The sequence below is a fragment of the Streptomyces sp. NPDC002104 genome (genome assembly GCF_053593795.1).
In genome coordinates this window covers 1-1,295 of the sequence record NZ_JBSFDF010000119.1, presented here as the reverse complement: position 1 = coordinate 1,295, position 1,295 = coordinate 1, and the positions used below count along the sequence as shown (strand labels likewise).

Here is a 1,295-nt window from a genome sequence, read left to right as displayed (position 1 = left end):
TACGTGTCGCAGTAGGACTCGTACTGTTTGCGCGCCAGGTGCCCGAACTCCGGCCGGCGCAGCGCGTACTGGGTGAGCTCGTACCCGGGGGCGACGGCCGGGCCGCTCCCGCGGCGGGCGACGCTTGCCGGGCGCGGATGGCGGTGGGGCGAGCGCGGTCATCGGCCGGTCTCCTTGCGTGCGCGGCGGCGCGCGAACAGGGCGTTGACCCCGACGAGCACCACGATCAGGACGAACATCACCCAGGCGATGGCCGCGGCCCGCCCCAGGTGGAAGAAGCCCCAGCCCTGCTCGTACATGTACAGGCCGAGGGTCTGGTACTGGTGCGAGATGCCGCCGGAGATCGACCCCTCGAACAGCAGCGGCTCACCGAAGAGCTGGGTCGCGCCGATCGTCGAGATGATCACCGTGAAGACGATCGTCGGCCGCAGGCCGGGAAGGGTCACGTGGAGGAACTGGCGCCAGCGGGAGGCCCCGTCGATCGCCGCGGCCTCGTACAGCTCGTGCGGGATCGACTGCATGCCGGCCAGGTAGATCAGCGCGTTGTAGCCGGTCCAGCGCCAGATCACGATCGTCGATACGGCGACCTGCGAGGCGACCGTGCCCGTCTGCCAGTCCACCGGGGCGACACCGACGAGCCCGAACACGTAGTTGATCAGCCCGAAGTCGCGGCCGAAGAGCTGCGCGAAGACGAGCGTGGCGGCTGCGACGGACGTGGCGTACGGGAGCAGGACCGCGGTCCTGATGAACGTCCGCGCGCGCAGCTTGTAGTTGAGCAGGTGGGCCAGACCCAGTGCCATCGCGAGCTGCGGGACGGTGGACAGCACGCCGATGGTGAACGTGTTGCGCAGTGCGATCCAGAAGTAGTCGTCGGCGAAGAGCGCGGTGTAGTTGGCGATGCCGCGCCACTGCATCTCGCCGCTCGTCTGGAGCTCGACGCGGTGGAGGGAGACGAACGCCGTGTAGAGGAGGGGGAAGAGGCCGAAGGCGACGAAGAGGGTGAAGAAGGGGGCGATGTAGGCGTAGGGGGAGGCCTTGCGCCAGGTACGCCGCAGTCCTGCCTTCGCGGTGGAGGTGGGGGACACGGTGCGGCCCTTCGGAGGATCGGGGCAGGAGGGGTGACGGGGGCTGGAGGGAGGGGGGCGGGCCGAAGCGATGGGGGGCGGGCCGGCGGGGGGGGGCCCGGGCCGTCCCTTTCGGATCGTGCGGGCCCAGCAGAGCGGAGCCGAGCGTCTCGATCAGCAGCATGGGGGTTCCTCTCGGACGGCGGGCGTACGGGGAGCGTGTCTTACACC

1 protein-coding gene and 1 pseudogene are annotated in these 1,295 nt (G+C 70.0%); both read right to left on the bottom strand.

Going from position 1 to position 1,295, the window contains the following annotated elements; genetic code table 11:
* A pseudogene (locus tag ACWCP2_RS38170) lies at positions 1 to 83 on the bottom strand (TetR/AcrR family transcriptional regulator); the annotation flags it as partial.
* Positions 84 to 158: 75 nt separating this feature from the next.
* Positions 159 to 1,085, bottom strand: coding sequence for a carbohydrate ABC transporter permease (locus tag ACWCP2_RS38165; RefSeq protein ID WP_450913128.1), 927 nt, complete (start codon positions 1,083 to 1,085; stop codon positions 159 to 161).
* Positions 1,086 to 1,295 lie beyond the last annotated feature (210 nt).